This window comes from Actinomycetota bacterium, from assembly GCA_018830725.1.
Taxonomy (GTDB): domain Bacteria; phylum Actinomycetota; class Humimicrobiia; order JAHJRV01; family JAHJRV01; genus JAHJRV01.
Genome location: JAHJRV010000058.1, coordinates 1 through 7,968 on the forward strand (window position 1 = coordinate 1; position 7,968 = coordinate 7,968).

The window sequence follows — 7,968 nt, forward strand, 5'->3', positions numbered from 1 at the left end:
ATCAAATATGATGTTTTGTGTAGAAAATCTTGTCTTATATTTTTTATCTTGCTGTGAATTTTTCTAACCTTCATTCGCTTCTTAAATCTATTTTTACTTCCTTTTTGCTTTTTGCTTAATTTTCTTTGTTCTTTTGCTAATTTATCTTCATACTTCTTTAAATGTTTGGGGTTATTTATTATCGTTTTATCAGATAATGTTAAAAAATTATTTAAACCAACATCACATCCTACAATATTATCTGATTTTTTCTCTTGTTCTTTTATTTTGTATTCACATAATACAGAACAATACCAATTATTACCATCTTGAGAAATAGTGATTGATTTAGGTTTGCCTTCAAGTGGTCTATGTTTAATCCATTTTACTTCACCTATTTTAGGTATAAAAACAAAATCATTACTCGGTCTCCACGTTTGAGGACAAGTAAAACTATCATTAAGAAAATGTTTTTTCTTAAAAGATGGAAAGCCTTTTTCTTTTTTAAAACTATCCTTTAATGCTTTATCAAGATGACGAGTGACCATTTGAAGAGATTGAGAAAATGACTTTTTTAAAAAAGGAAGTTCTTGTTTTAATTTTGGCAAAGAAGTAGCCAATTCATGATAAAACTTAAACTTATTAGTCTTATTGTAGTAATCAATGTTTTGTTTTAAGAAGTAATTATATACAAACCGAGCATTACCACCATGTTGCAACAGCTTTTGTTTTTGCTCTTTTGTTGGTTTTAATCTGTATTTAAATCCTTTTTGAATCAGCATTCTATTTACCTTTTTGTTGTTCTATGTATTTTTTAATTGTCAATTCTCTTGTTAAAATATTTAGTCAATTCATCCCCGACGTAAGTGGACGGGGTTTTCTCAGCAAACCTTCTTATAACCATTCTTTTTTAAAATATATTTCTTCTAATATATATTTCTATTAACAATTTGCTTTATTTAAAAGAATTGATTTCCCAATATATTTGTATAGAAGTTTTACAAATATTTAGATTTAAATATTCCATATTATACAATATTTCTAATTTCATACAAGACCACTCTTTATAAGTTGCTCATTTAAAAGACAAATTTATAAAAAATGAATTTAAATTCTTCTTCTTTTTTAAAAAGAAGAACTATAACTAATTATATGTTTTTAGATAAGTATATATTTAATTACAAAAACATATCCAACGCTTCAGTTTATATACTTGACATATTTTCACAAAAACAAGATTTTAAAAAATTCACAGTTATTAATTTTTAAATGATAAAATTAAAAATAATAATTATTTATTTACAAGAAAAAGGTAAGAGGAATTATTAGTTACAAGAAAATATAGTTAGAAGAATTATTTATTTACAATGAAAAATTGAAAAGGGGCTATAAGAAATGAATAAATCATTGAAAAAAACATTAAATTTTAAGGAAGTTCCAGTTGAGAAGCTGAGACGGAGATGTGACCCGAAAAGCTTGGGTTTCAAATCAACTGATGAGCTTAAAGTTCACAAAGACATAATTGGTCAAAAAAGAGCTGTAAATGCTCTTCGCTTGGGTTTAGATATTGAAAGTGTAGGATATAACATATTCGTTACTGGACTTGTAGGTACTGGTAGAAAGACAGCTATAAATTACTTGTTAGAGGAGACAGAGCGTATAAAAAACATACCTGATGACAAGCTTTATGTTAATAACTTTAAAAATCCCGACATGCCAAGACTCATCAGACTGCCAGCAGGAAAGGGTAGAACTCTAAAAAAGGATATGGATGGGATTGTTGAGTATCTCTTAAAAAACATACCATCTATTTTTGAAAGTAGAGATTACCAAAGTAGAAAGAAGAGGGTTTTAGAGAGTCTAAAGAATAAGCAAAAAGAATTAATTAATGTTTTTGAAGAAGAGATTGCAGAAGAAAATTTTACCTTAATTCAATTACAGTTTGGTGTTTTCACAAAACCAGCTGTAATGCCCTTGATTGATGGTAAACCTTTAAATTTTGATCAACTAAAAGATTTGGTAGAAAAGGATAAATTTCCAAAGAAGGAATTACAGAAACTTAAGAAGAAACATTCTGAACTCACTGATAAGATGGAGGCTGTCTTCAAGAAGATGAGAGATCTTGAGAAAGAGATACAAAAAAAATTAAAATCTTTGGATAGTGAAGTCGTTACTCCCTTGGTTGAACAGCGGATTAATGATATAAAAAACAAGTACAAAAATGATAAGGTAAATGAGTATTTAGAAGAGGTAAAAGAAAATATTTTATACAATTTAGATAAATTCCAGAAGAAACCTGAAGAAGCAGCTTTACCATTTCCAGGAGTATCATCTCCTATGGAAGATCCATTTTTAAAATATCGAGTGAATCTTCTTGTTGATAATTTTGGAGCAAAAAAAGCACCAATCATTTTTGAAACTTCACCCACTTATCGCAATCTCTTTGGAACTATTGAAGTAACGCCGGGTAAATTCGGAAGCTGGCAAACTGACTTTACAAAAATAAAGGCTGGCTCCCTTCTTCGTGCTGATGGAGGTTTTTTGATTATAGAAGCCCTAGATACTTTGATAGAACCAGGAGTTTGGCAAGCACTAAAAAGAACATTAAGAAATAGAAAGATAGAGATACAAAATTATGCTCCATTCTATATGATATCAATATCAGCTTTAAAACCAGAGCTAATAGATTGTGACATAAAAGTAGCAATGGTAGGAGATCCTTTTTTATATCACATACTTTACAATCGTGATGAGGATTTTAAAAAAATATTTAAGGTGCGTGCTGATTTTGATTCAGTTATGGATGTTAAGCGTGAAAGTGTTATGCAATATGCTAACTTTGTAAAAAATATAGTTACTAATGAGAAATTAGTACCTTTTAACTGTGATGCTGTAGCAGTAGTGGTTGAATTTGGAATGAGACTCGCAGGTAAGCAGAAAAAATTATCCACTCAATTCAATAATATAGCAGATGTACTGAGAGAGGCCAATTATTGGGCTCATAAAGAAAAAAGTTCACAAGTTACTGAAAAACATGTAGAAAAAGCAATTGAAGAAAAAATCGAACGCTCTAGACTTACTGAAGAAAAAATCCAAGAGATGATAGAAGAAGGTACAATTATGATAGATACTAAAGGTTTTGTAGTGGGTCAAGTAAATGGTCTTTCAGTATATGATACAGGTGATTATTCTTTTGGTAAACCTGCAAGAATAACTGCTAAGACATCAGTTGGTGGATCAGGCATAATAAATATTGAAAGAGAGGCTGAGCTTAGTGGCAGAATTCATAGTAAAGGAGTGTTAATACTTGCAGGATATCTTCGCTCAAAATATGCTCAAGATAAACCTTTGGCAATGAGTGCAAGTCTTTGTTTTGAGCAATCATATTCAGGTGTAGAGGGTGATTCAGCTTCTTCAACTGAGGTTTATGCATTATTATCAGCTTTATCTGATTTACCAATAAGACAGGATATTGCAGTTACTGGTTCTGTCAATCAGAAAGGCGAGATACAACCTATTGGAGGGGTAAATCAGAAAATAGAGGGATTTTATGATGTATGTAAAACAAAAAAATTTACTGGAACACAAGGTGTAATGATACCACATCAGAATATTGATGATTTAATGTTGCGCAAAGATGTTATAAATGCAGTAAAGCAAGGTAAGTTTCATATCTATTCAGTAAAAACTATTAACCATGGAATTGAGATACTAACTGGGGTTAAATCAGGAAGAAGAAAGAGAGACGGTACTTATGAAGTGGGGACAGTAAATTATCTGGTAGATAAGAAGCTGAGAGAGTTTGCTAATAAATGGAAGAGTTTTAAAATAGGTAGTGAAATTCAAGCTGGTTTTTAAAGGCAGGAGACAAACCACTGATTCAATTTGATATAAAAGTAAAAAAATAGAGGTAAGAGAGTATTACAATATTTTTAATTTATGAAAACCAATAATTTAAAGGGAGGTAATAATGGAATTAAAGGGGAGTAAGACTGAGAAGAATCTTTTAGCTGCTTTTGCAGGAGAGTCTCAGGCACGGAATAAGTATAGCTACTTTGCTAGTCAAGCAAAAAAAGAAGGATATGAGCAGATAGCTGCTATATTCCAAGAGACAGCTAATAATGAGAAAGAGCACGCAAAAAAGGAGTTCAAGTTTTTAAAGGGAATTGGTGATACAAAGGCAAATCTACTTGCAGCAGCTGAAGGTGAAAACCATGAGTGGACTTCAATGTATCCAGAGTTTGCTAAAGTTGCTAGAGAAGAGGGATTTACAAAGATTGCAAAGGTATTTGAAGAAATCGCAAAGGTAGAAAAAGGACATGAAAAGCGATATAAAAAATTACTAAAAAATTTAGAAGAAGGAAAGGTTTTCAAGAAAGATAATACTGTGATGTGGAAATGTAGAAATTGTGGCTATATCTATGAAGGAACTGAGCCACCTAAAATATGTCCTGCTTGTGATCACCCACAAAGCTACTATGAATTACTGAGTGAGAATTACTAATTCTTATAATTATTAAAGAAAGCTGCATATATAAAGTTTTAAGTAGAACTTTCTTTTTATAGTTTTATATTCATAATAAAAAGAGGATTATTAAAACTATTTTAGAGGTGACCTCTTTAAAATGTAGAAACTTTGATTAAATTTAATCACTAATAAATACATATCAAAGGAGAAACATTCTTCTATTATAATAATATCTTAATAACTGTCTTACGAAATTAAATATAAAAAACACAAATTTTTTGTGTTAAAATCAAAGAAACCTAGTATAAAAACTCTTTAACATGCGAGGGGAGGTGATATATAATGCCATGTTGTAGTGAAAAACCTAAAAAGGAAAAGGTTTATGTATGCGAGGAATGTGGCTGTGAAGTTAAAGTATTAAAAGATTGTGGATGTGGAGCTCATGACCTAACTTGTTGTGGCAAGCCCTTAAAGAAAAAGGAGTAAAATCTATAAAATTTTTCTTTACTATTGACATATATTTCTTAAATATGTTATATTTTTTATAGCGGGTAAGTCCTGTAATAAGTGTGCTACTGGAAAGTGGTATAAACTATCTGTAAGATAGTCACCTACAGGGACCGCTTTTTTATTTGTTAAAAAATAATGTCTTATCATAAGTTATTTTATTCTTAATGATATCAAATAGTTCAGAATCATTTCTATCATACTTCCTAAATATAGCATTTACAATATTATCTATTGCTTGTAGGTTATAAACATTTTGAGATTCTAAATGATAAAACTCTAAATCAATATCATTTCTTCCTCTTTCATACCAGATTTTATATTTTAAGTAATCATTAAATTTAAAACCATAAGCTACTGAAATTGTTCGTTTATCAACTGTAATAATCACTTTTGTATTGGGAGGCTCTCCTTGAACTACTCTTTCAGCAAGTGATAAACCAACCATATAATTATAAAGAATATTAGTATCCTGCCGAAGTTTTAGATCAACATTTTTCTTTTTTACCGTAATCGATTGGATCTCAATTTGTAATTTTGAAAGCTCATAAAGAAGTTCTTTTCTTATCCTTTTTTTTGTAGTATTAGCTTTTAGTTCAACTGAACGAGGAATTTTATGTTTTTGCTTTATTTTTTTGACAACTCTTTTAACTTTAATTGGTTTCTCTGTTGCGAGAAAAGCGATTGTAAAATAATTACTTCCTCCTTTACTAAATCCAAGATCTCCAGATTCATCTAAAAAAATATAAAGTTTTTTACTCATTTAATTAATTTTTTACCTTTCTACTAGTTGAATTAAGTATAAAACCTTAAAGCTACTACCATAAGTTTTGTTTTTTACACTAAATTTAAAGCTTTAGTCTAATGTTCTCCCAATTATTGCTTTCGCTGATTTTCTTTTTTAACTACACAGGTACCTTTTGCTCTAACAACCAATATAGGCTCATCTAAAAAATCAGCGGCACTATCACTTATATCTTTTCTTGTTTGAATAACTTTATAAGCTTCAAATACAATATCCCTGCTGGTACTACCTATTCTTGTGATTTCTCCTCTGGCTTCAATATAGTCTCCTGCATAAACAGGGACTAAAAAATCAATTTTTTTATATCCGGCAAAAAGTCCTTCATCTCCATCATTTTTTATTAATAGTTCAGTAGCTACATCTCCAAATAATTCTAAAATTTTAGCACCGCTTACAAGATCTCCTCCGTAGTGTACATCTGAACTACTCATCCTAATCCTTATCATAATTACTCTCCCTTATAATTTTATGATTAAAAATAATAATAAATAACAATCTTTTTAAGTTTTCAATCCTAATAGAGTTCTTGCTTCATCTGGGGTTGCTATATCCCTTCCCATCTCTTTTGTAATTCTAACGATTCTTTTAACTAATTGAGCATTACTTTCAGCTAATATTCCCTTTTCGTAGTATATATTATCCTCAAAACCAAGTCTCACATTTCCTCCTAAAGCAATAGATGTAACTGAAATAGGAATATGACTTTTTCCTATTCCAGTAGCTGACCATATAGAATTCTCAGGAAGTGATTCAACAAGATGCATTAAATCTTTTATTGTTCCTGGAATTCCTCCAGGAACTCCCATTATCAAACCAAATTGAAATGGTGGGTCAATCAACCCTTCTTTAATAAGTCTCTTTGCATTGGCAATCATCCTCATATCAAATATCTCCATCTCCGGTTTTATTTTTAAACTTTTCATCTCTTGTGCTAATGATTTAATTAGTGATGGTGGATTATAAAAAACACCATTTCCAAAATTCACAGTTCCAGTAGTTAATGATGCCATCTCAGGTTTCAATTTTAATGGAGCTCTTCTCTCCTCTGAACTCATACCTATAGCACCACCTGTTGATATCTGTATAACAATGTTGCACTTTTTTTTAATTAATTCAATCATCTCATTATATATTTCTGGATCCTGTGTTGGGTTTCCATCCTTATCCCTTGCGTGAAGATGAATTATTGATGCTCCTTCTTTATAGCAATTATATGTTTCCTCAGCTACCTCTTCTGGTGTGATGGGAAGATTTGGATTATCCTTTTTTGTTACCTCTGCCCCATTTGGAGCTACAGTTATTATAAGTGGCTTCATAAGAATTGACTCCTTAACCATATTTTTTTATATAGAATTTTCTTAATTCATCATTCTCTCTTAACAGGTTTAATACCAATTCTGGAGCACCTTTAACATATCCGTTTCCAATCAAAAGTTTTATGTCTTTACCCACTCCCTCTGCACCTAATGCTGCTTTGGTAAAATCTGTGGACATATTAAAGAAATATACTGTTCCATGTTGCTCAGTGCAAAGAATACTGGCCATTTCAGTATTTGAAACATTTATACAATTTATTGTTACATCTGCTAATTTTCCTTTTGTTGCATCAATAAATTTATCATAAATTTCTAATGGCTTAGCAGCATCTCCCTGTAAGATAATATTTGCTAATTTAAATCTTTTTACATTGTCACAAGATTCTTTAGAATGAGATAGAGATACTAATACTGCTTTATTTCCCACTATCTTCCTTGCTTGTGCTAAACATAGCATTCCAGATTTACCACCTCCACCTAAAACAAAAACTACATCATCCTTTTTTACTAACCTTGCTATTTGAGCTGGTGCTCCACATACATCTAAAACTGCTAAAGATAAAAGTTTAGGTAAATCAATTGGTAATTTAGCATAAATTCCACTTTCAAATAGAATGGCCTTGCCATCAATTTCAACCTGCTCAACATCCAATTTTACTTTTTTTATTCTTTTTATACTTAATGGAGTTAATGTTAGGGAAACTAAAGTTGCTATCTCATCTCCTATATTAATATCTATTTTCCCTCTTAAATCTGGACCAATCTTTTCAACTTTTCCAACTAACATCCCACCAGAATTTGTTACAGGATTATGCATCTTTCCTCTTTTTTTTACTATATCTAAAATTGCAGATGCTATCTTCTCCTCTTCGTATCCATATTCTTTCTTCAAT

The 7,968-nt window shown here is 30.5% G+C and carries 8 protein-coding genes; 3 read left to right on the forward strand and 5 right to left on the reverse strand.

The features are described from left to right. Positions 1 to 761, reverse strand: a 761-nt coding sequence (locus KKC53_02880) for a transposase (protein MBU2598109.1), incomplete at its 3' end; no start/stop codon positions are given. A 613-nt stretch (positions 762 to 1,374) separates the two neighbouring features. On the opposite strand from KKC53_02880, the gene KKC53_02885 reads away from it, so the two are divergent. From KKC53_02885 to KKC53_02895, 3 genes are all read left to right on the forward strand, one after another. Continuing rightward, positions 1,375 to 3,837: an AAA family ATPase gene (locus KKC53_02885; GenBank protein ID MBU2598110.1), complete on the forward strand. Its 2,463-nt coding sequence runs from the start codon at positions 1,375 to 1,377 to the stop codon at positions 3,835 to 3,837. A 109-nt stretch (positions 3,838 to 3,946) separates the two neighbouring features. Then, positions 3,947 to 4,483: a rubrerythrin family protein gene (locus KKC53_02890; protein ID MBU2598111.1), complete on the forward strand. Its 537-nt coding sequence runs from the start codon at positions 3,947 to 3,949 to the stop codon at positions 4,481 to 4,483. 306 nt (positions 4,484 to 4,789) lie between these two features. Continuing rightward, the gene (locus KKC53_02895) at positions 4,790 to 4,933 is read left to right on the forward strand and encodes a hypothetical protein (GenBank protein ID MBU2598112.1); all 144 of its coding nucleotides are present in this window, start codon (positions 4,790 to 4,792) and stop codon (positions 4,931 to 4,933) included. Positions 4,934 to 5,075: 142 nt separating this feature from the next. Here the strand turns inward: KKC53_02895 and KKC53_02900 are convergent, their stop codons facing one another. The 4 genes from KKC53_02900 to KKC53_02915 all read right to left on the reverse strand — a co-directional run. Then, positions 5,076 to 5,717: a DUF3800 domain-containing protein gene (locus KKC53_02900; GenBank protein MBU2598113.1), complete on the reverse strand. Its 642-nt coding sequence runs from the start codon at positions 5,715 to 5,717 to the stop codon at positions 5,076 to 5,078. Positions 5,718 to 5,830: 113 nt separating this feature from the next. Beyond that, positions 5,831 to 6,205 (reverse strand): 3-aminobutyryl-CoA ammonia lyase, encoded by a 375-nt coding sequence (locus KKC53_02905; protein MBU2598114.1) that lies wholly within the window; start codon positions 6,203 to 6,205, stop codon positions 5,831 to 5,833. 54 nt (positions 6,206 to 6,259) lie between these two features. Continuing rightward, positions 6,260 to 7,075, reverse strand: coding sequence for a 3-keto-5-aminohexanoate cleavage protein (locus KKC53_02910; protein ID MBU2598115.1), 816 nt, complete (start codon positions 7,073 to 7,075; stop codon positions 6,260 to 6,262). A 13-nt stretch (positions 7,076 to 7,088) separates the two neighbouring features. Further along, positions 7,089 to 7,968, reverse strand: an 880-nt coding sequence (locus tag KKC53_02915; protein MBU2598116.1) for an L-erythro-3,5-diaminohexanoate dehydrogenase, incomplete at its 5' end; no start/stop codon positions are given.